Source organism: Mesorhizobium sp. CA4, from assembly GCF_020165075.1.
Classification (GTDB): domain Bacteria; phylum Pseudomonadota; class Alphaproteobacteria; order Rhizobiales; family Rhizobiaceae; genus Mesorhizobium.
The window spans coordinates 36,956-61,696 of record NZ_JAIUHK010000022.1 but is presented as its reverse complement, the minus strand read 5'-3'; the positions used below and the strand labels follow the sequence as shown (position 1 = coordinate 61,696).

At 61.8% G+C, this 24,741-nt stretch carries 26 protein-coding genes, 2 tRNA genes and 2 pseudogenes; 10 read left to right on the top strand and 20 right to left on the bottom strand.

The genetic code is table 11. The features are described from left to right. Window positions 1-179: 179 nt before the first annotated feature. The 3 genes from LB528_RS18755 to LB528_RS18745 all read left to right on the top strand — a co-directional run bounded on the left by LB528_RS18755 (window position 180) and on the right by LB528_RS18745 (window position 4,660). Entirely contained in the window at window positions 180-2,072 is a 1,893-nt protein-coding gene (locus LB528_RS18755) for a PQQ-binding-like beta-propeller repeat protein (RefSeq protein WP_224715880.1), read from the top strand. Window positions 2,073-2,258: 186 nt separating this feature from the next. Next, the gene (locus tag LB528_RS18750) at window positions 2,259-3,320 is read left to right on the top strand and encodes an NAD-dependent epimerase/dehydratase family protein (RefSeq protein ID WP_224715896.1); all 1,062 of its coding nucleotides are present in this window, start codon (window positions 2,259-2,261) and stop codon (window positions 3,318-3,320) included. A gap of 5 nt (window positions 3,321-3,325) precedes the next feature. Next, window positions 3,326-4,660 (top strand): DUF4910 domain-containing protein, encoded by a 1,335-nt coding sequence (locus tag LB528_RS18745; RefSeq protein WP_224715879.1) that lies wholly within the window; start codon window positions 3,326-3,328, stop codon window positions 4,658-4,660. 82 nt (window positions 4,661-4,742) lie between these two features. Here LB528_RS18745 and LB528_RS18740 read toward each other — a convergent pair. After that, a pseudogene (locus LB528_RS18740) lies at window positions 4,743-4,835 on the bottom strand (IS5/IS1182 family transposase); the annotation flags it as partial. A gap of 274 nt (window positions 4,836-5,109) precedes the next feature. Further along, window positions 5,110-5,652 carry a dTDP-4-dehydrorhamnose 3,5-epimerase gene (gene rfbC, locus LB528_RS18735; protein ID WP_224517754.1) on the bottom strand — a complete coding sequence of 181 codons (543 nt, stop codon included), beginning with the start codon at window positions 5,650-5,652 and terminating at the stop codon, window positions 5,110-5,112. Between the two features lie 333 nt (window positions 5,653-5,985). On the opposite strand from rfbC, the gene LB528_RS18730 reads away from it, so the two are divergent. The 4 genes from LB528_RS18730 to LB528_RS18715 all read left to right on the top strand — a co-directional run bounded on the left by LB528_RS18730 (window position 5,986) and on the right by LB528_RS18715 (window position 9,152). Further along, a complete protein-coding gene (locus LB528_RS18730) occupies window positions 5,986-7,281 on the top strand; it encodes a class I SAM-dependent methyltransferase (RefSeq protein ID WP_224517800.1) in 1,296 nt (431 codons plus the stop codon). Further along, on the top strand, window positions 7,278-8,093 hold the full coding sequence (locus LB528_RS18725; RefSeq protein ID WP_224715878.1) for a sugar phosphate nucleotidyltransferase: 816 nt from the start codon (window positions 7,278-7,280) through the stop codon (window positions 8,091-8,093). Before LB528_RS18730 ends, LB528_RS18725 begins: the two co-directional genes overlap by 4 nt. Further along, a complete protein-coding gene (locus LB528_RS18720; protein WP_224517750.1) occupies window positions 8,090-8,743 on the top strand; it encodes a PIG-L deacetylase family protein in 654 nt (217 codons plus the stop codon). The genes LB528_RS18725 and LB528_RS18720 overlap by 4 nt, the downstream gene beginning before the upstream one ends. 124 nt (window positions 8,744-8,867) lie before the next feature. After that, on the top strand, window positions 8,868-9,152 hold the full coding sequence (locus LB528_RS18715) for a hypothetical protein (protein WP_224517748.1): 285 nt from the start codon (window positions 8,868-8,870) through the stop codon (window positions 9,150-9,152). A 145-nt stretch (window positions 9,153-9,297) separates the two neighbouring features. Here LB528_RS18715 and LB528_RS18710 read toward each other — a convergent pair whose 3' ends face one another. Continuing rightward, window positions 9,298-10,722 carry a glutamate-1-semialdehyde 2,1-aminomutase gene (locus LB528_RS18710; protein WP_224715877.1) on the bottom strand — a complete coding sequence of 475 codons (1,425 nt, stop codon included), beginning with the start codon at window positions 10,720-10,722 and terminating at the stop codon, window positions 9,298-9,300. 248 nt (window positions 10,723-10,970) lie between these two features. Continuing rightward, window positions 10,971-11,663 carry a response regulator transcription factor gene (locus LB528_RS18705; RefSeq protein ID WP_224517744.1) on the bottom strand — a complete coding sequence of 231 codons (693 nt, stop codon included), beginning with the start codon at window positions 11,661-11,663 and terminating at the stop codon, window positions 10,971-10,973. Window positions 11,664-12,087: 424 nt separating this feature from the next. Here LB528_RS18705 and LB528_RS18700 point away from each other — a divergent pair. Further along, window positions 12,088-12,218, top strand: a pseudogene (locus LB528_RS18700) (IS6 family transposase); the annotation flags it as partial. Window positions 12,219-12,456: 238 nt separating this feature from the next. On the opposite strand, the gene LB528_RS18695 reads toward LB528_RS18700, so the two are convergent. The 10 genes from LB528_RS18695 to LB528_RS18650 form a co-directional block, all read right to left on the bottom strand. After that, a tRNA-Phe gene (locus tag LB528_RS18695) sits at window positions 12,457-12,532 on the bottom strand. Window positions 12,533-12,812: 280 nt separating this feature from the next. Continuing rightward, window positions 12,813-13,034, bottom strand: coding sequence for a DNA gyrase inhibitor YacG (yacG, locus tag LB528_RS18690; RefSeq protein ID WP_224517742.1), 222 nt, complete (start codon window positions 13,032-13,034; stop codon window positions 12,813-12,815). A 13-nt stretch (window positions 13,035-13,047) separates the two neighbouring features. Further along, a complete protein-coding gene (locus tag LB528_RS18685) occupies window positions 13,048-13,674 on the bottom strand; it encodes a Maf-like protein (protein WP_224517741.1) in 627 nt (208 codons plus the stop codon). Between the two features lie 129 nt (window positions 13,675-13,803). After that, window positions 13,804-14,022, bottom strand: coding sequence for a translation initiation factor IF-1 (infA, locus tag LB528_RS18680; protein ID WP_006200926.1), 219 nt, complete (start codon window positions 14,020-14,022; stop codon window positions 13,804-13,806). 195 nt (window positions 14,023-14,217) lie between these two features. Further along, entirely contained in the window at window positions 14,218-14,667 is a 450-nt protein-coding gene (locus LB528_RS18675) for a low molecular weight phosphatase family protein (protein ID WP_224517739.1), read from the bottom strand. Between the two features lie 100 nt (window positions 14,668-14,767). Then, on the bottom strand, window positions 14,768-15,253 hold the full coding sequence (locus LB528_RS18670) for a UPF0262 family protein (protein WP_224517736.1): 486 nt from the start codon (window positions 15,251-15,253) through the stop codon (window positions 14,768-14,770). A gap of 2 nt (window positions 15,254-15,255) precedes the next feature. Next, a complete protein-coding gene (gene hisD / locus LB528_RS18665; protein ID WP_224715876.1) occupies window positions 15,256-16,548 on the bottom strand; it encodes a histidinol dehydrogenase in 1,293 nt (430 codons plus the stop codon). Between the two features lie 7 nt (window positions 16,549-16,555). Then, the gene (locus LB528_RS18660; RefSeq protein ID WP_224715875.1) at window positions 16,556-16,990 is read right to left on the bottom strand and encodes a DUF2948 family protein; all 435 of its coding nucleotides are present in this window, start codon (window positions 16,988-16,990) and stop codon (window positions 16,556-16,558) included. A gap of 347 nt (window positions 16,991-17,337) precedes the next feature. Then, complete coding sequence (murA, locus tag LB528_RS18655; protein WP_224715874.1) at window positions 17,338-18,630, bottom strand: UDP-N-acetylglucosamine 1-carboxyvinyltransferase; 1,293 nt, start codon at window positions 18,628-18,630, stop codon at window positions 17,338-17,340. Window positions 18,631-18,768: 138 nt separating this feature from the next. Continuing rightward, on the bottom strand, window positions 18,769-18,993 hold the full coding sequence (locus LB528_RS18650; RefSeq protein ID WP_224517728.1) for a hypothetical protein: 225 nt from the start codon (window positions 18,991-18,993) through the stop codon (window positions 18,769-18,771). A gap of 221 nt (window positions 18,994-19,214) precedes the next feature. On the opposite strand from LB528_RS18650, the gene LB528_RS18645 reads away from it, so the two are divergent. Beyond that, window positions 19,215-19,289: transfer RNA gene (locus tag LB528_RS18645), tRNA-Thr, on the top strand. A 45-nt stretch (window positions 19,290-19,334) separates the two neighbouring features. On the opposite strand, the gene LB528_RS18640 is transcribed toward LB528_RS18645, so the two are convergent. Together LB528_RS18640 and LB528_RS18635 are read right to left on the bottom strand one after the other, a co-directional pair. Next, a complete protein-coding gene (locus LB528_RS18640; protein ID WP_224715873.1) occupies window positions 19,335-20,081 on the bottom strand; it encodes a GGDEF domain-containing protein in 747 nt (248 codons plus the stop codon). A gap of 260 nt (window positions 20,082-20,341) precedes the next feature. Further along, complete coding sequence (locus LB528_RS18635; protein WP_224715872.1) at window positions 20,342-21,121, bottom strand: thermonuclease family protein; 780 nt, start codon at window positions 21,119-21,121, stop codon at window positions 20,342-20,344. A 132-nt stretch (window positions 21,122-21,253) separates the two neighbouring features. Between LB528_RS18635 and LB528_RS18630 the strand changes: the two genes are divergently transcribed. Next, window positions 21,254-21,790 carry a hypothetical protein gene (locus LB528_RS18630; protein WP_224715871.1) on the top strand — a complete coding sequence of 179 codons (537 nt, stop codon included), beginning with the start codon at window positions 21,254-21,256 and terminating at the stop codon, window positions 21,788-21,790. 35 nt (window positions 21,791-21,825) lie between these two features. Here LB528_RS18630 and LB528_RS18625 read toward each other — a convergent pair whose 3' ends face one another. Genes LB528_RS18625 through LB528_RS18610 form a run of 4 tightly spaced genes read right to left on the bottom strand, consistent with a single transcriptional unit; the run spans window position 21,826 to window position 24,740 of the window. Next, a complete protein-coding gene (locus LB528_RS18625) occupies window positions 21,826-22,383 on the bottom strand; it encodes a hypothetical protein (protein WP_224715870.1) in 558 nt (185 codons plus the stop codon). Further along, window positions 22,380-22,955: a L,D-transpeptidase gene (locus LB528_RS18620; RefSeq protein WP_224715869.1), complete on the bottom strand. Its 576-nt coding sequence runs from the start codon at window positions 22,953-22,955 to the stop codon at window positions 22,380-22,382. Before LB528_RS18620 ends, LB528_RS18625 begins: the two co-directional genes overlap by 4 nt. Beyond that, complete coding sequence (locus tag LB528_RS18615; RefSeq protein ID WP_224715868.1) at window positions 22,942-24,105, bottom strand: CpaE family protein; 1,164 nt, start codon at window positions 24,103-24,105, stop codon at window positions 22,942-22,944. Before LB528_RS18615 ends, LB528_RS18620 begins: the two co-directional genes overlap by 14 nt. After that, entirely contained in the window at window positions 24,102-24,740 is a 639-nt protein-coding gene (locus LB528_RS18610) for a TadE/TadG family type IV pilus assembly protein (protein ID WP_411962208.1), read from the bottom strand. Before LB528_RS18610 ends, LB528_RS18615 begins: the two co-directional genes overlap by 4 nt. Window position 24,741 lies beyond the last annotated feature (1 nt).

Sequence of the window (24,741 nt, the reverse complement as noted above, 5' to 3'; positions counted from 1 at the left end):
TCGCGATATCTACCTTTGTAGCCGTGATAGTTGGCGCTGTATTCTACAACAGCCTGCCACAGCCGGCGGATGGGCCGAAGAGTACAAAAATCTTGCACTCTTTGACCTGGAGGTTACAGCTCTATATGCGCAAGGGATTAGGGGGGGTTCCGGACCTTTCCTGGCACGAGCTTCTTCAGATGACGAACCCTTCGAGTGGATTCGTTTTGACGACAACGGTGACGGAAGGGCGCTCCCTGGATGCCGCAGTCAGCAATCCTTTTGTCAGCCCGGAGGATCGGGCCGGCGGCGCTGAGATATTTCAAAGGAACTGCGCGGCCTGCCACGACGGATCGGGGGCACATGCTCCCCTTCTCGATCGGCCACTCAGACACGGCGACAGCGATCTGGCCATTTACAAGGTCGTGCGCGACGGTATTCCCGCCACTTCCATGGCTTCCCACGCTGATCTGTCGTTCGACGACCGTTGGAGGGTTGTAGCTTACATCAGATCGCTTCAGGCCAAAACTCCGGCCACGAGCGACGACACCTTGTTTCACCTTGATATCAATGTGAAGGGCGACGATCTGCTTGCTCCGAACTCGGGCCAATGGTTGACCTATTCGGGTTCTTTGGACGGTCGGCGCTATTCACCGCTTTCCGAAATCACCAAGGAAAATGTGTCCCGACTTCGTGCCCGCTGGATTAGCCAGTTCGACACCGACGACCGGCTTATGGAGGCAACACCGCTCGTCGTCGGCGGAACGCTCTTCACCAGCGTTCCTCCCGCCGGCATCGTTGCCTACGACACGAAATCGGGCAAGGTGATCTGGAAATACGAACGGCCCTTACCCGATAACCTGCCCATGTGCTGTGGCCGCGTAAACAGAGGACTTGCCGTTCTCGGCAACGTGCTGTTTCTGGGCACCTTGGATGGCGTCCTGGTCGCTGTGGACGCCAACCGCGGCAAGGAGATCTGGGAAACCGAGGTAGCCAAGCCCTCCGAAGGCTTCTCAATGACCGGGGCGCCTCTGGTCGCGAACAATGCCGTCGTGGTCGGCGTTGCCGGCGGCGAGTTCGGCATTCGCGGATTTCTGGCGGCCTATGATTCCGCTAGCGGCAAGCAACTGTGGAAATTCAATACCATTCCTGGTCCTGGCGAGCCGGGGCACGAGACGTGGAAGAACGACGCCTGGCGAACCGGCGGCGGCCCGACATGGGTGACGGGCAGCTACGACCCTTCCCTTGATCTCTTATACTGGGGCGTGGGCAATCCGAGTCCTGACTACAATGGCGACGTACGCCCCGGCGACAATTTGTACACTAACAGCGTGATCGCGCTGCGTGCGAGTACCGGGAAGCTCGTATGGCACTTCCAGTTCTCGCCACATGATGAGCGGGACTGGGATTCGAACCAGTCGCCTATTCTTGCCGAACTCGCGATCAACGGCGCCAACCGAAAGGTGATCTGCTGGGCGAACAGGAATGGATTTTATTATGTGCTCGACAGGGTCACGGGCGAATTCCTGACCGGCGTAAACTTTGTTGAGCAGAACTGGGCCGATGGCCTGGATCACGCGGGCCGGCCGATCTTATCCGCGGGCGCTTCGACGGAGGGACGCCTCATATGGCCAGGCGGCGGTGGAACGAACTGGCAAAATCCGGCCTTCGACCAAGGCCAAGGGCTGGTCTTCGTGCCGACCAGCGAAGGGGCATCGATCTTCACGAAAACCGATCCGGACAACGTCCAACGAGGGGAAGGGGGATTGTTTGTTGCAAGCGGGGCAGCGTGGGTCACTCCGCCCGTGCGGGCCGTGCGTGCGCTCGATGCCGCGACCGGCAAGAGGAGGTGGGAATTCCGTTCCCCCACGGCAAAGGACTCAGGTTACGGCGGTCTGCTCGCGACCGCCGGCGGACTGGTTTTCGGCGCCTCCGGAGGGGTGTTGTTCGCGCTCGACTCCGCCACCGGACAAGAGCTTTGGCACATGCCGGTAGGCGGAGAAACAAGAGCAGCTCCGATCTCGTTTGTCGTGGACGGCCAGCAGGTCATAGCGATCGCAGCCGGCCGGGCACTGTTTGCCTTCGGACTGTAGGACCGCCGCCCAGAGTCCCGCTGAGGGAACACCCCAAAGGAGAAGGCGCGCACCATCCAAAAGAACTAATCGGCGGCCAGGCTTCATCCAACAGGGCATTCCGACCGCCTATTGGCGTTCTCGCCCGGCCCTTTCCGCCTCAGTAGGCTCTGCGCAATCCATATCCAGCTTGCGAAGAGATGCGCTATGAAAGTCATGGTAACCGGCCATCAAGGTTACATCGGCTCGGTGATGGTGCCGATGCTGCTCCGCGCGGGGCATTCGGTGACGGGTTACGACAGTGATCTATACCGGCGTTGCACTTTTGCTTTGGGCGGCGAGCAGGCCCCCGTTCCCGCCATCCAAAAAGATGTCAGGGACGTGCATGCGCGCGACCTCGAAGGGTTCGATGCGGTCATCCACCTTGCGGCTCTTTCCAACGACCCGCTGTCCGATCTCGATCCGGACATCACCTACGAGATCAACCACAAGGGCAGCGTCCGCTTTGCAAAGGCCGCCAAGGAGGCCGGCGTGACGCGATTCCTATTCGCATCATCGTGCAGCAATTACGGACAGGCGGGAGAGGCGATGGTTGACGAAACGGGCGATCTGAACCCCATCACGCCTTATGGCTGGTCCAAGGTGCTTTCGGAGCGGGATATTTCCGAACTGGCCGACGGCGGCTTCTCTCCCACCTATTTCCGGCCCGCCACGGCCTACGGCCTGTCGCCTCGGCTCCGCTTCGACATCGTGCTGAACAATCTCGTCGCCTGGGCAGTGACGAAAGGGATGATCCTCCTGAAGTCCGACGGGACACCCTGGCGGCCGATCGTCCACATCGAAGACATTTCCACGGCATTCATCGCCGGACTGGAAGCGCCACGCGAGACAGTCCACAACCAAGCCTTCAATGTGGGATGCACGCAGCACAACTACCGGATCCGCGACATAGCCGAAATTGTCGCCGACGTCGTGCCGGGCTGCCGGCTCGAATTCGCGTCCGACGCCGGACCCGACAAGCGGTCCTACCGCGTCAGCTTCGACAAGATTGCGCGCACCCTTCCTGCCTTCAAGCCGCAATGGGATGCACGCAAGGGGGCAGAGCAGCTTTACCAGGCCTACCGAAAGTCGAATGTCACTCTCGAGGAATTCGAGGGGCCGCGCTTCCAGCGCATCGGCCATATCAGGCATCTTCTAGCCAATGGACTACTGGATGCGCGCATGCGGGTCCCGGAAGCCTCGAGAACACTGGAGGCGGCGGCAGGATAGCCGGCATGGAGCACGTGAAACCCGACGGGACCTGCCCACCGCCGGCCTCCATTGGCGTCGGCCAGCGAATTTACGCCTTGGCCGAACAGCTGTTCCCAATCTGCAGGAGCATCACCGGAGATGGCGTGCGACGGACTCTGGATATCCTGTCACGGCATGTCGATTTGGAGCGGCACGAGGTGCCCACGGGGACGCAGGTGCTCGACTGGACTGTTCCGAGGGAATGGAATATCCGCTCGGCTAGCATCACGGGACCGGACGGGCAGAAGGTCGTCGATTTTGCAAGCTCCAACCTGCATGTCGTCAACTACAGCGTGCGCTTCAACGGTATCCTGCCGCTCGATCAATTGAGAGCGCACATCCATACGCTGCCTGAACAGCCGCAGGTGATCCCCTACCGCACCTCCTATTACGCTCCGGCTTGGGGCTTCTGCATGGCTCACGACCGGCTGGCCCGGATGCCCGACGGTTTCTACCGGGTGGAGATCGATGCCGACCTCGAGGACGGCAGCCTGACCTATGGCGAATACCTGCACCGCGGGTGGACGGATCGGGAATTCCTTCTCTCGGCGCACATCTGCCATCCTTCCCTGGCCAACGACAATTGCTCGGGCTTAGCCCTGCTGGCGACCCTTGCGAGAAGCCTGAGGACAAGGCAAACACGCTACAGCTACCGCTTCTTGTTTGCCCCCGCCACGATTGGCTCGATCACTTGGCTGTCCCGCAACGAGGACCGGGTACATCTCATCGACCACGGTCTGGTGCTGTCTTGCGTGGGCGACGCCGCAAGCCCGACATACAAGCGCAGCCGCTGCGGTGATGCCTTCATCGACCGCGCGATGGCGCACGTGCTCGGGCGGGAAGCCGGGGCTAGGCTGATGGATTTCTCCCCTTACGGCTACGATGAGAGGCAGTATTGTTCGCCGGGCTTCAATCTTCCGGTCGGCATGTTCCAGCGCGGCGTCCACGGCACTTTCCCCGAATACCACACGTCGGCCGATAATCTCGATTTCATCGGGCCGGAGCACCTGGAGGACTCCTTCCGTATCCTGACGGACGTCATCGACATTGTAGAAGAGGACTGGACGCCGTTGAACCTTTCTCCCAAAGGCGAACCGCAGCTCGGCAGGCGCGGTCTCTACGCGGCCCTGGGAGGGCAGAAGTCTTCGGGGGCAACCTCGATGTCCTTGCTTTGGGTGCTCAATCTCGCCGACGGCCGGCATTCGCTTCTCTCTATGGCGGAGCGCTCGGGGCTGCCGTTCATGGAACTGGCGGCCGCGGCAAGATTGCTGTTGGATCATGGTCTGTTGGCCGAGGCCGCGCCTGAGGCGGCTCGCTAGCTGGTGGTGGTGAGGAATTAACTTTTGCGTCGGCAGGATATGGATCGCGCCGAGTGTGACCAAGCCCATCAAGTCAGCAAACCAGCTTGTCGTGGCGGGTTGCGATGCGTCGAAACTGCTTGAGCTTGTTGAAGAAGCGTTCGACCAGATTGCATTCCTTGTAGAGATCTTTGTCGTAGGCAGGATTGCCGACGTGCAGTTTGGTGCCAAGCCGCCCATCTATCAACAGCCGGTTGTTGGTGCGGACCGCCCTTGCCCTTATTCAGCCACCAGGCGTCAGAGGGGCCACCCGAGCCCATTGCGCGTCATTCAACCGATCCGGATCGTAGCTCTCGGCCAAGACTGAAGCACTCTTGAATCTGATTGCCCCAGCCTGCGAATCCCAACCTTAAATCCTCATCGCCACCTGGAGCAGTGTGGAACCGCTTCTGTCCGGCATCACAACCGCGCTAGCACTTCTTCGGCGTCTTCAACAGCGGCCAGTTCATGTCCCTTTGCGATATCGCGGTCGGCATGAAGGGCCAGTTTATCGAAAAGGCGGGGTCGTTGTAGCGGACGCCCGTTGATGCGTGGGGCGTATAGAACTGCGATATGAGGTAGGAGACCTCGACGTCGTTCGTCAGGGTTTGGAGCCCGTGGGCGAAGCCGGCGGGGATGTAAACCTGTTTCATGGTTTCAGCTGTCAGCTCGAAGCCCAGCCAATCGAAGCGTGTCGGCGAGTTCGGACGCAGGTCCACGACCACATCGAAAATCGCGCCTCTGACACAGGAGACGAGCTTCACCTCGGCGTATGGCTCCTCCTGATAATGCAGCCCTCGGAGGGTTCCCCTTCTGATCGAACGCGCCCGGCTGTGCTGGACAAAGCGCGTCACCAGCCCGCAATCGGCCATCTCTCTCTCGCAGAAAAGACGGGTGAACGAGCCGCGGTCGTCAATCACGGGCGTCGGTTCGATCAGCCAGACACCCTTCAGCTCCGTTTCGGTAAACCGCATGTTGCCCCTAAACCCTCGGTGACCGGGCAAGGACCGGCGGTTCGATTGTCGGCACCGGGTGTCTGGACTGAAAGGTCTACCTAAGCCTTAGGTGGCCTCTCCGATCGCGTTATGCCCGGCGGACCGCATTAGCCATTCGGTGGTCCGGCGGCGTCATCGACGCCTGCCGTTTCTCTATAAGAATTAAGGCTGACAACGGATTGGGAAATCGAACCCGGGGGCGCCCCGTCCTAACCTGCATTGAAACAGCAGCACTCTCCACGGGCGCGCGGCGGGTTCACCTTCGGGCCACCGCGCGGCCGTTTTTTCGAGCCATCGCGACAGGAGTACCGAATGAACATTCAGGCTGCCGAAATTGTTTGCGACCCCAAGACGGCACGCCGGAATGTCGGTTGCAGGCTCTGCGGATCGCGCCTGCGCCACACTCTGGTCGACCTTGGCATGTCGCCCCCTTGCGAGAGCTTCCCGCAGGCCGACCAACTTGACCAGATGGAACTCTACTACCCGCTCAACGTCCTGGTCTGCGAGAGCTGCTATTTGGCCCAGCTCAAGGAGTATGTGAGCCCCGAGACCATCTTCGGCGAATACGCCTACTTTTCTTCCTTCTCGACAAGCTGGGTGGCCCACGCGAAAGCCTATTGCGAAGCGATTACCAAGCGACTTGGACTTTGCGCGGACAGCTTTGTCGTGGAACTCGCAAGCAATGACGGTTACCTGCTGCAGCACTTCCTGCCCCTCGGCATTCCAGTCCTCGGTGTCGAGCCGGCGGCCAATGTCGCACGCGTGGCGGTCGAGAAGGGCGTGCCCACCCGGGTCGACTTCTTCGGGGTGCGGCTGGCGCTTCAGATGGTGGCCGAGGGACTGCTCGCCGATCTCATTATTGGCAACAACGTCCTGGCGCAGGTGCCCGACCTCAACGACTTCGTCGCGGGAATGAAAATCTTGCTCAAACCGGAGGGCGTGATCACGCTCGAGTTCCCGCACATCGAGCGGCTGATGGCCGACAACCAGTTCGACACCATTTACCACGAGCATTTTTCATATTTCTCACTGCTGACGATCGACCTGATGGCGGCCCGCCATGAGTTGCGGCTGATCGACGTAGAGGAACTGCCCACCCATGGCGGGTCGCTCCGCGTCTATCTCGCCAACGAGGACAGCAACTGGCTCACCGATGACCGTGTCGCCGAACTCCTCGACCGCGAAAAGCGGCGCGGGTTGACGGAAATGACGACCTACACCTCCTTCGGATACAAGGCGCAGCGCGCGAAACGCGATCTCCTGGCGTTTCTGATCTCGGCCAAAAGCGAAGGCAAGAAGATCTGCGGCTACGGCGCGCCCGGCAAGGGCAACACGCTGCTCAACTACTGCGGCATCGGCACTGACTTCCTGGACTTCACGGTCGACCGCAATCCCTACAAGCACGGCCGTTTCACACCGGGCATGCACATCCCGATCAAACCTATCGAGGCGATCGAACAGGCCAAGCCGGATTACATCTTGATCCTTCCGTGGAACTTGAAGGACGAGATCATCAAGCAGTTGCACCACGTTGCCGCCTGGGGCGCGAAGTTCGTGGTGCCGATTCCTTTCGTAATGGTGATTGATCCATCGGAGTTGCCGAGATGAAAGTCATCCTTTTCTGCGGCGGGCGTGGAACCCGGATACGCGACTATTCCGACAGCATTCCGAAGCCGATGATTCCGCTCGGCCACCAGCCGATCCTGCGCCACGTAATGCAATGGTACAGCGATTACGGGTATGACGACTTCGTCCTGTGCCTGGGTTACAAGGCCAACGTCATCAAGGATTTCTTCCTGAACACTCGGCCGCAGACCTTTTCCGACTGCGTGGTCTCTCGGGGCGGCCAGGACGTGCAACTGCTCGGTGACGCGGTCAAGGACTGGAGCATTACCCTGCTCGACACCGGCATCTGGCGCAACATCGGAGAGCGCCTTTGGGCCGCCAGGGATCATGTCAGGAACGAGAAGATGTTCCTGGCCAACTACTCCGACGGCCTGACCAATGTCGACCTCGACGACGTGATTGCGAAATTCGAGGCAAGCGGCAAGATCGGCTGTTTCCTCGCCGTGCGCGCGCCACTGACATACCATTTGGCCGACATCGCGGAAGACGGGCGCGTGCGCGAGTTCCGCACGACGGACACTGCCGAGATATGGATCAATGGCGGCTACTTCGTATTCCGTACCGAAATCTTCGACTACATGCGCGACGGCGAGGAACTCGTTCTCGAGCCCTTCAGGCGGCTGATCGACGACAACATGCTCATGGCATACAAGCACGAGGGATTCTGGCGTTCGATGGATACGCTGCGTGATTGGCAATCGCTCGAAGACATGGTCGAAAAGGGCGACATGCCCTGGAACAGGAAGATCACCGCCGAGAAGAACAGCCGCAACAGGGTTTTGGCCGCATCATGAAGGGGCTTGGCCTCGCTCGTCGCGGGGAGGAACTATCGATCCTCTGCCTTGGCGCCCATTCGGACGACATAGAGATCGGCGCGGGAGGCACGATACTCGGCCTGATCGCGTCGGGGATGAAAGTGGACGTGCACTGGTGCGTGCTGAGCGCGGGCGGCCAACGGTCGGCGGAAGCCAGGGCTTCGGCCGCGGCTTTCCTCGAAGGATCGCGCTCGTCCAGGGTCGACATTGCGGATTTCGAAGACAGCTACTTCCCCGCCCATAGCCGATCGATAAAGCAGTGGCTGCTAGATGTGAGATCACGGGTTCATCCCGACGTGGTGTTAACCCACGCAAGGTTTGACGCCCATCAGGACCATAGGGAGGTCAACCAACTGACCTGGAACGTCTTCCGCGATCATCTTGTGCTCGAATATGAGATCCCAAAATGGGATGGCGACCTTGGCCAGCCCAATGCCTACGTGTCGCTCACGGCCGACGTGTTGGAACGCAAGATCGAACTCCTCCACGAGCACTTCGGGACGCAGCGCTCGAAGGATTGGTTCGATCGCGAGACATTCGTTGGGCTCGCGAGATTGCGCGGAATGGAATGCCGCGCACCCGAGCATTTCGCAGAGGCCTTCACGCTCCGGAAGGCCAGAATTTTGTAAGAAAAAAGAGCAGTGGATCTGCTAGTAAACTCGCCAGTCGCATTCGGCGAACAGATTTAAGAAGGCCAGCGCGGACGCCAGCTGTGCAAGCCAGAGCCTTTTTGCGATACGCTCTCAGGGGAATATGATCAAGGTGAGGAAACTTGCTCCTGGATTTTCGCTCAGCAAGGTTCGGATCGGAACGATCGAGGGCGGAGAATCCGGGTTTCTGGTGTGGAAATCCAACCATCTGGTTGCCGTCCTTACCCAGATCGACGAGGAGGCGTACTCCACGAAAGGCAAATGGTTCCTTGAGACAGGCTTCGGGCTGCTAACCGGGCAGCACAAGAATTTCGACACGATCGAGGAAGCCGTCATATGGCTGGGCAGACACACCTTCCCGCGGTCTGTTCCCGTTGCGGCGGATTGATAGGCGGGTCCGAGGGGACAAGCTAGCCCGCGCTCTCCCTAGCCCGGCTGGCCGTGCTACGTTTGTCAGTGCGCCTTACATTACTGGACGGCGACAGAGGTGAGATCCTGATCCTCAGCCGAGCGAGAAGGCAGCGTTCACGGCGTCAAGATGTCGCCGCGAGCCGTGTTTCCGGTTGCCTCTTGGTCGTATTGTTCGCGGTTTGAGAATTCTCCGGGTCCGCAACTGTTTCAGCTCGTTCGTCGCCATTGTTGAAGCGGCGGAAGACGACCTGCGAGGGACGGCCTACCAAGAAACGGCTCGTCCCAGACTCCAGGGCCTGCGCGTACACCGCTAACGCATCGTCGACGGCCTCTATAGTCTTCATGAGGGCCGCGTCGTCGTGGGTGAAGCTGACGACGAGAGAGGGCAGAAGCACCCCACGCCTGATCGTCTCCTGCAGGAACAGGGAGCGATATGCCTGCGACGGTTTGCCGTTGGGGTTGAGCGTGGCATAGGCTAGGCAGCAGGCACGGCCGACGACCTTGAAGTGACCGTCTACGCCACGCCGTTTGGCGGCCTCTTCGATCCCTTCCCTTAATTTCGTTCCCTGACGGTACAGGTGCTCGATGACCGGCTCGCTCTGGTAAGTCCGCATGGTCGCGATCGCCGCCGCAAGCGCATGGGTCTCCGCGCCGTGCGTGGTGGACAGCAGGAACACCCTTGGGCGGTCCGTATGCTCAAGGCCGCCGAGCCGCATGTATTCGCGTTTACCCGCGAGGGCGGAGACCGAAAATCCGTTCCCAAGCGCCTTGCCGAATGCCGACAGGTCCGGTTCGATGCCATAGAGCTTCTGCGCCCCGGCCGCATGCCACCTGAACCCTGTGATCATCTCGTCGAGGATGAGCAGCGCGCCCTTTTCCCGACAGAGACCCTGGACTTGATGCAGGAAACCGTCCTTCGGATCGTCGCCGCGGGAAGGCTCGAGGATCAGGGCGGCCAGCTTGCCGGGGTATCTGTCGAACAGGTCCCTTACGGAGGCGATGTCGTTGTAGCGGAAAGTGACGGTCAGGTTTCGGGTCGCCTCCGGAATTCCGGCATTCATCGGCGTTGTCCCGATGAACCAATCGTCCGTCGAAAAGAAAGGGTGGTCGGCGCAGCAGGCAACGAGATCGCGGCCCGTGTAGGCCCGGGCAAGGCGGACGGCTCCCGAAGTCGCGTCCGATCCGTCCTTGCAGAACTTCACCATCTCAGCGCCGATGAGCTCCAGGAACGTCTCGGCGCAGCCGACCTCAATGCTGGCGGGCCGCGTGAAATTGGAGCCGCCGTGGAGGGCCGCCTCCACCGCTCTGAGCACGGTCGGGTAGGCATGCCCCAGCCCGACCGAACGGTTGCCCATGCCGTATTCGATGTACTCGTTCCCGTCGACGTCCCAGACATGGCATCCCAAACCACGCTCGATGAAGCCTGGCGCCAGGACGGGATACTGGTCCTCGCCTTTTGCGTATGTGTGGCTGCCGCCCGGGATTAGCTCGCGGCCGCGTTCCTGCAGGCGGACGGATTCGCGAAAACGAAGGCTTTGCTCAGACATGCGGACCATTCCATCCGGCAGGAAGTCTATAAGTTCGGCTCAGGATTTCGCGTTGTCCATAAGGTCATCGGTTAGCACTTTGGGGGATATCCGGCGCGCACGAGCCGAGCTCTTTGCGCGATGCAACAGCTTTTCGGGGACGGTTAGACCAAGATTATCGCCGCGGATCTCGGCCAGCTCCCAACAGATGATCCACGGAAAACAAAACGGCCCGCTGGATTGACCAGGGGCCGTCTTGCCGCTTGCGATCACTCTTCAGCCACAGCTCCGTCCGCGAAGAGGTCGTTGACCTTATAGGCAACTTCCGTGCGGTTGGTCGCTTTCAGCTTCTTCATGATGTTTCGGATATGGACCTTGACGGTGCTTTCGCGCAGGTTCAGTTCGTAGGCGATGATCTTGTTCGCCTTGCCACGCCGGAGCGCCTGGGCGACCTCAGCCTGCCTGAGCGTGAAAATGCCCGTCAGAGGCCGCGTGTCGCAGTTGCCTGAATCAATCAGGTGCCGCATGGACAGGACACTGCTCGCCGGGACGAAGATGCCTCCTGCCGCTGCAAGGTTGATCGCCTCAACGCAAACGTCGATCGCGACCGAGGTCGGAATATAGCCGCGTGCGCCGCATTCGAGAGCCGCCAGTATCTGTCCAAGGTCCTCGGTGTCGGCCAGGATGACAACAGGGACTGACTTGAATTCGGACGAAATATGCCTGATCTCGTCCGCGATGCCATGATCGGTGACCTTCCGGCCGCCAAGGTTGAAGAGTATGGCGGCGAGAGGAGGGGCTGATGCCTTCTTCACTCGCCATTCTTCGATCGAACCCACCGCGACGACCGCCATGCCGAGTTCGTGATCCTCGAGGGCCGATCCGAGACATTCGCGATCAAGGGCCCTTCCGTCCAGGATAAGGAGGCATTGCCTGCCTGCTTGCTCGTGGACATTCTCCATCCCCCTCAAGGGGATCCCCAACTGATTTGTCGAAGTGTAGTTTTGCAATCCTACTGTAGAACTCATACTCGCACCGCCTTTCCACAGAACGGCTCGCCTTGCGGCGGCCAACCAAAGCCTCCCTCAATCTTTGGAACGTGAAAGTTTGATTCCCAACCTGTTAAAGGCTTCAGGCTGGATCACCCAGCTTGGAGCCTTGAGCAATTTTTTGCTGCCCCCCACCCAGAACAACTTGGGTCAGTTTATGGTCTGTTTATAAGTAGTCTCTAATCTAAGTTAATTTTCAGTAAATTTTTGGGCCATCGAAAGACCGAAGCCAGGCTGGACCCTAATGCGGCGCGCTCCCGGCGGCAGCGCAGTCGCTCGCGAGCGCGCCCTCAACAGTGCCGCAGCGAACGAGTGGTCATCGCGCGGCACGATCTGCGACAGTTGGAGACGCGTTCGCCGGGTACGGCCGATGCTCGGCTTCAAGTCGTTCGCAAGCGCGACTGCAGCCCTGGCCGGGTTCAGATGGTCCATATGATGCGCAAGCGACAGGCAGAAGGCGCGGCCTGACCATCGCATCGGCAAGAGGGGAAACGCTCGCCTCTATCCTGCTCGCCGGTCAGAGGCTCGGCATAAAGGAGGTCGACGACGGCATTTGGCTCGTCAGCTTCATGCACTATGATCTGGGATATATCGACTTGGAACAGAGGACCTTGCAGACCATCGACAACCCGTTCGGCACGAGGTTGTCACCCATGTCTTAGGTACATTCTGTTACCCATGTTTCCGGGCCGTACAAATAAGCTGATGGTGCCCAGAGGCGGATTCGAACCACCGACACGCGGATTTTCAGTCCGCTGCTCTACCAACTGAGCTATCTGGGCCTGCGCCGGCTAACGTGAACCGCCCGCCGGATTTCAGAGGAGCGCCAAGCGGCGCCCCTTGAAAGCGCGTGGGTTATAGCACGAGTATCTTGGCTGTCCAGAGCAATTCCAGGAAAAGTGTGCAGCGGTTTTCCGCCCCGGAATTGCGTAAAAAACAAGAGCAATTCCCGGAAAAGTGCGCGGCTCCATGCCGCTCCTGACCTAAGTAAAAACAAGCACTTAGCTTAGGTGCTGACTTTGTCGCAACGAAAAATTGCTGGATAACAGCGGCCGCCGCCGCTCAATCCTCGTCCTCGGGCGAGGGACTTGGCTTGGCCGCGTCGTCCTCTTCCTCTTCCCCGTCACGGCCGGGGATGACATAGGCGCCTTTCAGCCAGCGATTGAGGTCGATGTCCTTGCAGCGCGCCGAGCAGAACGGATAGTGCTCGCGCGCCGACGGTTTGCCGCATTCGGGACAGGGCCGCTTCGGCCTCAGTGGCGTTACTTTGTCGCCCGAACTCATGTGTAACCTATGCTCATGAGCGCGCGGCGTGCCAGTTCTGGTGCGCCTTGAAGCCTTCGCCGGAAAGCAGCGCCACGCTCTCGTAGAGCGGCAGGCCGACCACATTGGTGTAGGAGCCGACCAGCTTGACGACGAAGGAGCCGGCTAGGCCCTGCACGGCATAGCCGCCGGCCTTGCCCCGCCATTCGCCGGACGCGACATAGGCGTCGATCTCCTCGCGCGGCAGCCGTTTGAAGCGAACCCTGGTCTCCACCAGCCGCTGGCGCAGCTTGCCGCTGGGCGTGATCAGGCAAATGCCGGAATAGACCCGGTGCGAGCGGCCGGAAAGCAGACCGAGGCAATTGATGGCGTCGTCGATCGTCTCGGCCTTGGGCAGGATTCGCCGCCCGACCGCCACCACCGTGTCGGCGGCGAGGATGAAGGCAGGCGCATAGTCCTCCTCGCTTTTCAGCGAGGCCAGCGCCTTCTCGGCCTTGTCCTTGGAAAGGCGCTTGGCCAGCGAGCGCGGATGCTCGGCGCGCAGTGGCGTCTCGTCGACATCGGCGGGCAGCACCCGGTCGGGCTCGATGCCGGCCTGCTGCAAAAGTTCGATGCGGCGCGGCGAACCCGAGGCAAGCACGAGCTTCTGCAGGATGCTCATGGGAGCATGATGCCGAAAAGTGTGAAGCGGTTTTCGGACGACATCGTGCTCCACTCTTTGATTTGGAGCCGGATCTGGATTTCAGGTCGAACAGACCTGAAATCATCCGGCTCGGTGCGCGCCGGACTGTTACTTGAAACGGTAGGTGATGCGGCCCTTGGTCAGGTCGTAAGGCGTCATCTCGACCAGGACCTTGTCGCCGGTCAGCACGCGAATGCGGTTCTTGCGCATGCGGCCGGCCGTGTGGGCGATAATTTCGTGTTCGTTTTCGAGCTTCACGCGGAACATCGCATTGGGCAGCAGTTCGGTGACCACACCTGGAAACTCGAGGACTTCTTCCTTCGGCATTCGATACCTTTGCTTGGATTGCGGTTCCGGCGCCTAGAGCCTGACGCCGAAAAGTGTGAAGCGGTTTTCGGACGGCATCATGCTCTACTCTTGATCTGGGGTCGGATGATTTCAGGTCGAACAGACCTGAAATCATCCGACTCCAACCGGAATTTGCGCGGAACCTATATGATAATCATCCGCTTGTGAACAAGCTTAATCCGGGGCGCTTTCCGCCCCCGGTGCCGCAAAACGTCGGCTTATGCGCGCTTTCAGCCGCTCGCGCACATCGCGATAGGCGGCCATGATGTGTTCTCGGGTGCCGCCTGTGTCGGTCGGGTCGGGCATCGGCCAGTATTCGACCTCGACGGCGAGCGAGCGAGTGAGCTCGAGCGCCGCATGATGCGCCTCCGGCGCCAGTGTGATGATCAGGTCGAAATAATCGTCCTCCATATCCTCCAGCGTCCTGGGTTGGCGCTCGCCAAGCGACAGGCCTTCTTCGGCGAGCACTGCATCGACGAACGGGTCGCGCTCGCCCGCGCGCACACCGGCTGAAGCGACGAAGGTGGTGGCGGGAAGCATGCGGCGCGCCAGTTGTTCCGCGATCGGCGAGCGCACGGCGTTCATGCCGCACAAAAACAGGATCGAGTGGGGCAGGGCGGCCACTAGAGCATGATCCCAAAAAGTGGGAACCGGTTTTTGGAAAAGATCATGCTCCAATAAAGCACTGTATCAGGATGGTGTTTCAACGAAACATCATCCTGATCTAGCCCCGCCAGTGCAGCACGCACACCAGCGTGAACAGCCGGCGCGCCGTGTCGAAGTCGATCTCGATCTTGCCGGCAAGCCGGTCCATCAGCGTCTGCGAGCCTTCATTGTGCAGGCCGCGCCGGCCCATGTCGATCGCCTCGATATGGCTCGGCGTCGAGGAGCGGATGGCCTCGTAATAGCTTTCGCAGATTAGGTAATAATCCTTGACAATGCGCCTCAGCGGCGTCAGCGACAGGATGTGGGTGACGACGTCGGCGCCGTTCTCGCGGCTGACGGCAAAGACCAGGCGCGACTCGGCCAGCGAAAGCTTGAGCTTGTAAGGACCCGCGCCGTCATCATTGACCGGCCGAAAGCTGTTCTCTTCGATGAGGTCGAAGATCGCCACGGCCCGCTCGTGCTCGACGTCGGGCGTCGAACGTCCAATCGATTCGTCGAGCTCGACGTCGATCAGCCTATCGCGGGTTTGGTGATGGCCGGACATCGCTACATGTTCAGCCTGATCGCGACGGAGCGGGCATGGGCATCGAGCCCCTCGGCTTTGGCGAGCGCGATCGCGGCGGGCGCCAGCGCCTTGAGCTGCTCCGGGCCGAGCTTCAGGATGGAGCTGCGCTTGACGAAATCGAGCACCGACAGTCCCGACGAGAAGCGCGCCGAGCGCGCCGTCGGCAAAACGTGGTTGGAGCCGCCGACATAGTCGCCGATCACTTCCGGGGTGTGGCGGCCGATAAAGACGGCGCCTGCGTTGCGCATCCTGGAAAGGAATGCCTCGGCGTCGTCGAAGGCGAGTTCGACATGCTCTGCGGCGATCCTGTTGACCAGCGGCAGCGAGGCCTCGAGTGTCGGCACCAGGATGACGGCGCCGAAATCGCGCCAGCTCGCCCCGGCCGTCTCGCCGCGCGGCAGGACTTTCAGCTGGCGTTCGACCGCCTGCTCGACCGCCTTGCCGAACTCTGCGTCGTCGGTGATCAGGATCGACTGGGCCGAAACATCATGCTCGGCCTGCGCCAAAAGGTCGGCTGCGATCCAGTCCGGATCGTTGTCTGCGTCGGCCACCACCAGCACTTCCGACGGCCCGGCAATCATGTCGATGCCGACTGTGCCGAACACTTGGCGCTTGGCCGCCGCGACATAGGCATTGCCCGGTCCGGCGATCTTGGCGACCGGCCTGATCGTCTCGGTGCCATAGGCGAGTGCTGCAACGGCCTGCGCTCCGCCGACCCGGTAGATCTCCGAAACGCCGGCAAGCTCGGCCGCCACCAGCACCAGCGGATTGATGACGCCGCCCGAGGCCGGCACGACGATGACGATGCGCTCGACGCCGGCGACCGTGGCCGGCACGGCGTTCATCAGCACCGAACTCGGGTAGCTCGCCGTGCCGCCCGGAACGTAAAGGCCGACGGCTTCGATCGCCGTCCAGCGCGAGCCAAGCTCGACGCCGGCGGCGTCCGTATAGCGGTCGTCCTTCGGCTTCTGCCGCTCATGATGCGAACGGATACGGTCGCGCGCGAATTTCAGCGCCTCGACGGTCGCCGGATCAGCCGCTTCATAGGCCTTGGCGATGTCGTCCTTCGACACGGCGATACCGAGCTTGCCGAGGTCGGCTTTGTCGAACTTCAGCGTGTAGTCGATGAGCGCCTTGTCGCCCTCAGCGCGCACGCGCGCGATGATATCGCGAACCACGTCGTCGACATCGGCCGACACTTCCCGCTTGGTGGTGAGAAAGGCCGAAAAACGCTGTTCGAAATCGGCGTCCTGCTGTCGGAGCGTAATCGCCATTGCGTCTTTAGCCTCTGTGCACGGGTCGCGAGGTGGCTTCCCAGGAGCCGCCGACATCGGCAAGCCGCGCCTCGACGCATTCGACGTCGAGCATGATGGTGCCGCCGCCCGAAAACACCAGTTCGACAATGCCGGCCGGCTTGCTGATGGCGATGAAGCTGACCGCCAGCAGCGACAGCACCTCGGCCGGCTTGTCGCGCGAAATGCCGCTGGTCTTGGCGCCGAGCACGCGGTCGAAATGCAGAACGCTCTGCCGGCGTTCGTTGTGCTGGCGGAACAGGCCCGATTTCGCCTCCCAGACGAAGCGGTTCATCGTCATCACGAAACGCTTGACCGCCGGCAGATATTCTAGATCGGAGACCTTCATCACGGCGTCCTGGACGTGCGCCGAAATGATGCTCAGATCCTGGTCGTCGAGCGCGATGAGCTTGAGAGCTGCCATGCGGAATGCGCACCTAAGGTTGGTTTCAGCCTTCTGTTAGGCGGTCTTTCCAGTCCGTGCAACCTCGACACGGACGCAGCAAAAGGCAATCACGTCAGCTCTGCGCTGCCCCTCATCGCCCTGCCGGGCACTTGTCCTCGCATAGTGGCGGGAAGAAGGGTGCTTTTCCGCCGGCGACTTCGCCAATCGCGAACGTTTCAGGAAGGGCGCCAAGACTGCGGACAGCGCTTCTTCCCGTTCACGGGGAGAAGATGCCGGCAGGCAGATGAGGGGCGGCGCCGATTCGAAAATTGGCGGCCCCAACACGCGAGAGGTTTCTTTTGTCTCGGGCACCTGTTTCGTGCGTATCAGCCCGAAATGCGCTCAATCACCGCGCCGCAGCCGGAGAGCTTCTCTTCCAGCCTCTCGAAGCCGCGATCAAGGTGATAGACGCGGTTGACCGTGGTCTCGCCTTCGGCCGCAAGGCCGGCGATGACAAGCGACACCGAGGCGCGCAGGTCGGTCGCCATCACGGGAGCGCCCTTGAGCTTGGTGACGCCGTCGACGATCGCCGTCTGGCCGGAAAGCGTGATGTGGGCGCCGAGGCGCGCGAGCTCCTGCACATGCATGAAGCGGTTCTCGAAGATCGTTTCGGTGATGCGCGACTTGCCCTTGGCCATGGTCATGAGGCCCATGAACTGCGCCTGCAGGTCGGTCGGGAAGGCGGGGAAGGGGGCGGTGGTCACGTCGACCGGTGCGATGCCCGAGCCATTGCGCTTGACGCGGATGCCCTCATTGGTCGGCGTGATCTCGGCGCCGGTCTCGACAAGCACGTCGAGCGCGGTCTGCAACAGGTCTGGGCGGGCGCCGGCGAGCATCACGTCGCCGCCTGTCATGGCCACCGCCATGGCATAGGTGCCGGTCTCGATGCGGTCGGGAATGACGCGCACGCGAGCCCCCGACAGCGCCTCGACGCCGTGGATGGTGATGGTCGAGGTGCCGGCGCCGTGGATCTTGGCGCCCATGGCGATCAGGCATTCGGCGAGATTGACGATTTCCGGCTCGCAGGCGGCGTTCTCCAGCACCGTCTCGCCCTTGGCGAGCGAGGCCGCCATCATCAGCACGTGGGTGGCCCCGACCGAGACCTTCGGGAAGACGTAGCGATTGCCGATGAGGCGGCCGTTCTTGGCCTTGGCGATGACATAGCCATTGTCGACGTCGAGTTCCGCGCCCAGAACCTGCAGGCCCTCGAGGAACAGGTCGACCGGGCGCGTGCCGATGGCGCAGCCGCCGGGCAGCGACACCTTGGCTTCGCCCATGCGGGCAAGCAAGGGCCCGATCACCCAGAAGGAAGCGCGCATCCTCGACACCAGCTCGTAAGGCGCGGTGGTGTCGACGATGTTGCGGGCCGAAAAATTGATCGTGCGCGAATAGCCTTCCTGCTGCTTTTCGCGTCGGCCGTTGACGGAATAGTCGACGCCGTGATTGCCGAGGATGCGGATCAACTGCTCGACATCGGCCAGATGCGGCACGTTTTCGAGCGTCAGCGTGTCGTCGGTGAGCAGCGAGGCAATCATCAGCGGCAATGCCGCGTTCTTGGCGCCCGAGATCGGAATGGTGCCGGCCAGCGCGTTGCCGCCGACAATTCTGATGCGATCCATGAGAAAATGTCCCCTCGGCCCGAACAGGCCGCTTCAATCGGTTGAGTGTGCCCGGCTTAGACCATTGGCCGGCTTGGTTCAAGAAATAGGATTTCTTGAAGCCGGACCGATCCTGGCCGGGCAGTATGGCTGATTTGGTCAGTCCTTGTGCATTTTTCCAGCAGCCGGCAACCCTTCGGACCTTTGATCCGCGTCGCGGGCGCGCTGCTTGTCAGCGTCGCGGGCGCGCTGTTTGTCGGCGTCCCCGGCGCGCCGCGACCGCGTCTGCGCCTTGCGCTTCTGCAGATTGGCGCGTAGCGCTTCGGCCAGCCGGTCCTTGCGCGCGCCGTCGCCTTTTTTCGGTGGATTTGCCTTGTCGTTCATCGTCCGATCCTGACCCGCTCTCGCCGGCCGCGATTCCGCATGGCTAGCATTTTCGCGCCGCCATGTCATGAAAGCGGGCGAGAGCCGGTGTCGCGCTGTGGATCATCCGCGCATGCCGCCTCAAACCCGCTTAATCGTCGGCCAGAAACAGATGCGACGCTTTGGGTTTTTCTTGGCCTTGCGCTTGCCGGTTCGATATGGCAGAAGCGCCGCCATCGCAGGCTGCGGTAGCTCAGTGGTAGAGCACTCCCTTGGTAAGGGAGAGGTCGAGAGTTCAATCCTCTCTCGCAGCACCAGTTTTCCGAAACATCGACATGAGCCCTTCCGGCGATCGCGCCGGCTCAGTTGGTGACATGCGACAGCCGCAGGCCGGCTTCGTCCGGGGCCTCGGCCATGCCTTCCTCCGCGAAGCGGAACATGTCCTCGAAATCCAGCTCCCGCTCGAAAATGACGCCGCCGACTTTGATCGCAAGCACGTCCTTGTCGCCTTTCGGCGCGAAATAGATCTCGCCCACCGTGCCGCGAATGCGCTCGCCGACGTCCTTGGCATCGTCTTCGCTCGCGCCCGGCAGGAAGACGCCGAACATCGAGGTTCCGATCCGGCCGATCAGATCGTCCTGGCGCACCGCTGCTCGGATCGCCGATGCGATCAGCCGCAAGGCCTCGTCGCCCCATTCGAGACCGAAGCGCAGGTTGATCGATGCCAGATGTTCCGGATGGATGACCAGAAAAGCGCCCGAGCGCGGACCGGCCGGCCTCTGCGCCCTCCTGTCGACCATCGAGGTGAACACCTTGCCGTTCAGGCAGCCGGTCAGCTGGTCATAGGTGCCGGAGCGGGTGAGTTCCTGCCGGTAGCGGCGAATCTCGATCTGTTGCCAGCCGACGAGGGCAAACAGCGGCAGACCGATGACTATTGGCACGATGATTGCCGTAACGGCCCCGCGGCCAAAGGGTGTGAGGCTGTCGCTGAAAAGCAGCAGGTAGTTCAAGCCGAGCGAAAGGCCGACGCAGGCGGCGGTGCCAAGCACGGCCAGCAAAATGAGGTGCTTCCACGTTTGAACCGGCGCGGTCGGTATTCTCGTGGTCAAGGGCCAATCTCCTGTTCGACGCATGGCTTACAGGAGGTCCGTTACGATTTCGGTGTCAGAGAAGCATACAATTTGATGCAAAATCGACATCTTCTCCATGGCAGGCTGGATCCGGCACACAAGGCTGCCGCAGCCGGCGGCTTGCGCATTTGACGACCCGGCCTGGCCAGTCCAGGCTTTAGAAAGGCTGAACCGCCCTGACCATTCCGCTTTCACGCAGGTCCGGGACGGAACCGGTCGCCGGCTTTGCGGCAGCGGCGCTATTGCGGCGGGCCGAAAATGCCCATCCGGGCGTTTCTCGCCACCACTTCCGCCTTGCCGTAAACACCTGTGGGAGCCGCCATCGCCCAGCCGTTGGAAACCAGCCAGGCGCCGACATCCTGCTTGCCGAGGACGCAGGGCGCGGCGATGGCGAAACGGTCGGCATCCGGCGGCAGGAGGCATTTGAGCGCCCGGCCGCGCAGCCAGGCGTTGAAGGCGGCCCGCGCCCGCTGACCGCAGGGCCAGGCGATGTCGTCGAACATGCAGGTCCTGTTGGGGCCTATGTCGACCGTGCCGCTGATGGCGACCGTGCGTCCCATGGCTTCGAAGACCGCCGAGGAGGTCGCGACCGGACGGAAGAGCAGCGTCTGGCGCCAATCCTGCGGCATCGGCGTCTTCGGCGCCGGCGCAAGCCCGAGTTCGCTAAGCGGAGGACGCGGCTCGATGCGCTCGATCCCGGATATGTCGAGCGGCGGCGGCGCGATGAGGTCCTCGGCGATCTTGCGTGCCGGCTGGCCCAGTTGCGTGTCATGCATCGGGGTGGGCGAGGCCGGCTTAGGATCGCCGGCGTCCTGGAACGGCGCGATCGAAGCCGGGTCGGACGGCAGCCAGCGCCCGCCCTCGGCGATCAGCACCATGCCTGCGAGCAGCCCGAGGCCGCCGAGGGCGGACGCCAGCAGCGGGCGGCCGGGCGGATTCGCCGGGCTGACGCGCGAACCTTCGCCGGGTCGTGCCGGCTGTCGATGATGCTGCTCGAGCCCGTTAGCTCCTGCCGACACGGCGCCACCCACGACCGTTGGACCGGATCACACATTAGACATGAGCGACATTCCTTGAAAAGCAAGGCGTTGCGTTAAGCGTCGCGCAACCAATGCGGCCTAGAATCGCTCAACGGATGTCGAGGGGATGACATGATGCGCAAGCCGATCCTGCTTTTTGCCTTTCCTGCCCTGATGCTGCTTCTGCTGGTAGCGGAGCGGGGGGCGGCGCTGCTGCTCGGCTTCTATCCCGCCAGCCCCGCAGTGTGGCACGCCTGGCTCGAACTGCGCCCGTTCTCGACCATGTTCTGGCAGCAGGCGCATGTCTATCTCGGCGGATCGATCGCGCTCGATACGGCCATTGTCGTCTTTGCGGCAGGCGCCTGCTGGATGGCCAGCCGCTCAAAGTGGTCCGGCGGTTTCTTCATCGCCAATCATGCTGCAATGATTTTCGCCGGGTTCATGATGGCGCTGAGCAGCAACGCGGAAACGGCGAGCACTATCGCCGCCTTCGTCACGCCTCATGGCCTTCAGTTTTCGGTGATGGTCGACCTAAGTTTGCAGAACTGCCTGGTGCTGTGCCTCGGTCTTGCGGCCTGCGCCTATTGCCACGTCGCTTTTTTGCGCGAGGCAAGGCTGCGCGCCGAAGCCCGCGCGGTCCGCATGTTGGCGCTGCAGCGCGATTTGTAACCGGCTGGTTCGGTCGGCCGCGAGGGCCTGCAGGCTCAGTTGATCTTCTTGTAATAGACCTTGCCGTCGGGCTGCTGGATGCGCTGATAGGACGGATTGGGGCCGGGAGGCGCGACCTTGCGCTTGAACGCAGGCTGCCCGTCTCCGGCGCCAGCGCCTTCATCGGCCGCTGACGCATCCGCCACAGTCGTGTTGTCGAGCATGGCCGGCAGCGTCGCGCCGGGCGCTGGCTCGCTGGCTGCGACCGGCTGGCCTTGCTCCAACTTGGCGATATTGCCGTTGATCTGGCCGAAATTCGCCTGCAACTGGCGGTCCAGCGTCTCGAACCGGCTCTGGAAACCATTGTTGACGGTGTCGATGCGGGCGCCGATGCGCTGCTCGAACTGGCCGAGCTGTTCCAGCCGCGCTTCCATCGTCCTGAGGTTGCTGACGCCGCGATAGAGATAGACCGCGGCCGTCACATTGACGACGGTGACGAGCAACGCGCCGGCCGCGATGACGCCGATCATCTTGGCCCGGCTGGGTTTTCCCGGAGCGGCTTCCTGGTGACCGAGTTCGATTGCCGGAGCGTCCGGCTCGCTGATCATCGTCATTCAACCACCACCTTTGCGCCCACCGCGACGCGTTTGAAGAGATCGATCACATCGGTGTTCGTCAGCCGGAAGCATCCGGACGTGCCGTCGAAACCGACGCCCTTGGGATCGTTGGTGCCATGGATGCGATAGAGCGTGTCGCGCCCGTCGCGCGACAGATAGAGCGCCCGGGCGCCGAGCGGATTGTAGGGACCGGCCGGCACCATCGCCGGCAGTTCCGGCTGGCGCGCGCGCATCTCCTTGGGCGGGCGCCATTCCGGCCATTCGGTCTTGGAAGCGATTTTGACCGTTCCGGTCCAGCCGAAGCCGTCGCGGCCGACGCTGATCTGGTAGCGCAGCGCATGCCCCTGTGCGGTCACCAGATACAGCGCCTTCTCGTTTTTGCGAATGATGATGGTGCCCGGCTGCTCGCCGGTCTCGAAGGCGACCGCCTTGCGCAGGCTTGGCCCCATCGCGGGAAGCGGCGGCAGGCCCGATCCGGCTTCCGCCAGACCGCAGGCCGACACCAGCACCAGCCCGGCGAGGCACGCGCCGGCCAGATGCATCGCAGCGAAGCGCCTAGCGCTGGGCATTGTCCAGCCGCTCCTTGAACATGCGTTTGAGGTCCTTGTTGAAGCGCGCGCGGCCGTCCACCTCGGAAGGCAGGATGGCGCGGTTCAGCGCGTCGGCCAACAGCGCGTTGTCCAGCGCCAGCGACTTGATGTGCGGCGCCTTGAAGATCTTCTCCAGCTCGCTGCGCGAGAAGTGGTTGCCGAACCATTTGCGCTTGTGCTTGTTGGCGACCAGCGTGATCGAGACGCCATTGCCGCGCAATTCGCGGATCTTCTTGTAGAGCCGCTTGCCTTGCCTGAGCGAAGCGACGTTGAGCTCGAAGACGATGAAGATCTCGTCGCTCGTGCGCAGCACCGAATCGTGCCACGGCGTCTCGATATTGGGCAGGTCGATGACGATATCGTCGAAGCGATAGGCGACGAGGTCGAGCAGCCGGAAGACGAAGTCCGATCCCTGCGGCTCGAATGGCAACTGCGGTCGCTCGAAGGAGTAGAGCGTGAGGCCGGATGGCCGCGACAATTTGATGACGTCCATCAGCTCGACGTCGAGCCGGTCCGGCTGGCCGATGATGCCGGAGAGGTCGAACTGGTTGAACTGGTTGAGATAGGCGCCGCAATTGGCGCTCTGGAAATCGAGGTCGACGAGGCAGGTCGCGGCCGCCCGCTCGGCCGATTTCGAGGCGAGGTGCTCCGCGGCCGAGATCGCCAGCGTGGTGGCGCCCGCGCCGCCGCTCGCGGCAATGAAGGTAATGATGCGGCTCTTGGTGCCCTGGCTGCCCGTGTCGTGGAAGGTGACGGCGTTGAGCAGCTCCTTGGCGTCGAGCGGCTTGTGCAGCCAGTCGGACGCATTCATGCGCACCAGCACGCGCGTCTGCTCGGAGGTGAGCTCGTCGGAAATCGCAATCAGCGGCACCGACGCCCAGGCCGCGCGTGCCTCGACGATCCCCGGATTGCCAAGCAGCTCGCCATTGCCGAGATCGAGGACGATGATGCCGGGCCGGCTATCGACCGGCGGCCCCTTCAGGAACTCCGCCGCGTCCGCGACCTTGACGTCATAGATCGCCAGCGCGTCGAGCCGCGTGGTGACATCGCGCTTGAAATTTGGATCGCCGGAAAACAGCGCCACCTGCTTGCGCTTGGTCGGGAGAACTCTGGTGTCGATGGCGTTCATGGGTACGTACTCTTTAAATCTTCACCCGTTACAGTACTCAGCATGGAGGGCATGGTGATATTGTTGAATCCCATCAGTCCCTGCAGGAAGAAGAACTGGAAGGTCACGTTCTGAAGGCTGACTGTGATGGTAGGCACTGGGCCGCCTGCGCGCGTCTGATAGCCCAGTCCGGTGGCTGTGTATCTTACAACTACGTTGGCCGGCTGCAGCCTTGGAAAGAAATGACACATCCCCGGCCGCTGCCCAGCGGCAAGCGCCGGACAAGCGCCTACTCCAGTCGCGTCTCCGCGAAAAATTCGATTGAAATTCGCGGCAGTAAAGGTCCCAGCCACACATCCTGAACCCGCGCAGGTGCATGCGCTTGTGGCGCCATTGCATGTATAATCAAAATTGCCCGCCGGTATCGGAGCGCCCGGCATCGTCGTAATTCCAGCTGTGGCAATCTGAGGCGCGATTGGATCCGAGATCGAGGCGAGCCGGGCGCCGATCTGCACCGCCTTCGTCGCCGCGTTCCATTGATAAAAGGCATTGCCGAAATCGACGAAGCCCAGCACAAGGGCGAACAGCAGCGTTGCCACGATGGTCATTTCGACCATTGCCGCGCCGTCCTCCGATGTTGCGAAAATCCTAATCATG

Bases quoted from the DNA above. Each gene is read 5' to 3' on its own strand.
- infA (WP_006200926.1), bottom strand. From the start codon at position 14,022: ATGCCGAAGGAAGAAGTCCTCGAGTTTCCAGGTGTGGTCACCGAACTG.
- LB528_RS18725 (WP_224715878.1), top strand. From the start codon at position 7,278: ATGAAAGTCATCCTTTTCTGCGGCGGGCGTGGAACCCGGATACGCGAC.
- LB528_RS18705 (WP_224517744.1), bottom strand. From the start codon at position 11,663: ATGGAGAATGTCCACGAGCAAGCAGGCAGGCAATGCCTCCTTATCCTG.
- LB528_RS18620 (WP_224715869.1), bottom strand. From the start codon at position 22,955: ATGCCCAGCGCTAGGCGCTTCGCTGCGATGCATCTGGCCGGCGCGTGC.
- LB528_RS18745 (WP_224715879.1), top strand. From the start codon at position 3,326: ATGGAGCACGTGAAACCCGACGGGACCTGCCCACCGCCGGCCTCCATT.
- LB528_RS18610 (WP_411962208.1), bottom strand. From the start codon at position 24,740: ATGATTAGGATTTTCGCAACATCGGAGGACGGCGCGGCAATGGTCGAA.
- LB528_RS18615 (WP_224715868.1), bottom strand. From the start codon at position 24,105: ATGAACGCCATCGACACCAGAGTTCTCCCGACCAAGCGCAAGCAGGTG.
- LB528_RS18630 (WP_224715871.1), top strand. From the start codon at position 21,254: ATGATGCGCAAGCCGATCCTGCTTTTTGCCTTTCCTGCCCTGATGCTG.
- murA (WP_224715874.1), bottom strand. From the start codon at position 18,630: ATGGATCGCATCAGAATTGTCGGCGGCAACGCGCTGGCCGGCACCATT.
- LB528_RS18730 (WP_224517800.1), top strand. From the start codon at position 5,986: ATGAACATTCAGGCTGCCGAAATTGTTTGCGACCCCAAGACGGCACGC.
- LB528_RS18715 (WP_224517748.1), top strand. From the start codon at position 8,868: ATGATCAAGGTGAGGAAACTTGCTCCTGGATTTTCGCTCAGCAAGGTT.
- LB528_RS18755 (WP_224715880.1), top strand. From the start codon at position 180: ATGACGAACCCTTCGAGTGGATTCGTTTTGACGACAACGGTGACGGAA.
- rfbC (WP_224517754.1), bottom strand. From the start codon at position 5,652: ATGCGGTTTACCGAAACGGAGCTGAAGGGTGTCTGGCTGATCGAACCG.
- LB528_RS18670 (WP_224517736.1), bottom strand. From the start codon at position 15,253: ATGTCCGGCCATCACCAAACCCGCGATAGGCTGATCGACGTCGAGCTC.
- LB528_RS18625 (WP_224715870.1), bottom strand. From the start codon at position 22,383: ATGACGATGATCAGCGAGCCGGACGCTCCGGCAATCGAACTCGGTCAC.
- yacG (WP_224517742.1), bottom strand. From the start codon at position 13,034: ATGAGTTCGGGCGACAAAGTAACGCCACTGAGGCCGAAGCGGCCCTGT.
- LB528_RS18650 (WP_224517728.1), bottom strand. From the start codon at position 18,993: ATGAACGACAAGGCAAATCCACCGAAAAAAGGCGACGGCGCGCGCAAG.
- hisD (WP_224715876.1), bottom strand. From the start codon at position 16,548: ATGGCGATTACGCTCCGACAGCAGGACGCCGATTTCGAACAGCGTTTT.
- LB528_RS18720 (WP_224517750.1), top strand. From the start codon at position 8,090: ATGAAGGGGCTTGGCCTCGCTCGTCGCGGGGAGGAACTATCGATCCTC.
- LB528_RS18750 (WP_224715896.1), top strand. From the start codon at position 2,259: ATGAAAGTCATGGTAACCGGCCATCAAGGTTACATCGGCTCGGTGATG.
- LB528_RS18710 (WP_224715877.1), bottom strand. From the start codon at position 10,722: ATGTCTGAGCAAAGCCTTCGTTTTCGCGAATCCGTCCGCCTGCAGGAA.
- LB528_RS18660 (WP_224715875.1), bottom strand. From the start codon at position 16,990: ATGGCAGCTCTCAAGCTCATCGCGCTCGACGACCAGGATCTGAGCATC.
- LB528_RS18685 (WP_224517741.1), bottom strand. From the start codon at position 13,674: ATGAGCATCCTGCAGAAGCTCGTGCTTGCCTCGGGTTCGCCGCGCCGC.